This window comes from Tepidimonas thermarum, assembly GCF_007556705.1.
GTDB classification, from domain to species: domain Bacteria; phylum Pseudomonadota; class Gammaproteobacteria; order Burkholderiales; family Burkholderiaceae_C; genus Tepidimonas; species Tepidimonas thermarum.
In genome coordinates this window covers 1-555 of record NZ_VJOL01000127.1, presented here as the reverse complement: position 1 = coordinate 555, position 555 = coordinate 1, and the positions used below count along the sequence as shown (strand labels likewise).

Here is a 555-nt window from a genome sequence, read left to right as displayed (position 1 = left end):
TGGCCTTGTGCAGGTAGTCGCGGCGGACGTTACCGATCCGGGCGTGAATCTTCTGGACGCGGGCTTTCGCCTTCTTCCAGTTGTTGCTGAACTTCGTTTTGCGGCTCATCGCCTGCTGCGCACGGCGCAAGCGGTCTTCGTGCCGCTTGAAACTGTTGAGCGGCGCGTAGAACGTGCCGTCTGAGAGCGTGGCAAAGCGTGTCACGCCCATGTCGATGCCCACGGCACTGGTGGCCTTGGGCACTGGGGCTTGAATTTCACGCTCTGTCTGGATCGACACGAACCATTTGCCGCACGACTGGCTGACGGTAACGTTCTTCACCGTACCCAGAACCTCGCGGCTGTTGCGGTAGCGCAGCCAGCCGAGCTTGGGCAGGAAGATGCGGCTGTTGGCCTGGTCGAGCTTGATCTGCTTCGGATCGGGGTAGCGGAAGCTGTCGTGTTGGCCCTTCTTCTTGAAGCGCGGGAAGTCGGCCCGCTTGGCGAAGAAGTTGGCGTAAGCTCGCTCCAGATCCTTGAGCGTTTGTTGCAGCGGATGCACAGGCGCATCGGCCA

Annotated in this window: 1 protein-coding gene; it reads right to left on the bottom strand. The window is 61.1% G+C overall.

The window, feature by feature from the left end; genetic code table 11:
• The coding region (locus Tther_RS13220; RefSeq protein ID WP_143904600.1) for an RNA-guided endonuclease InsQ/TnpB family protein at positions 1-555 on the bottom strand (555 nt) is incomplete at both ends.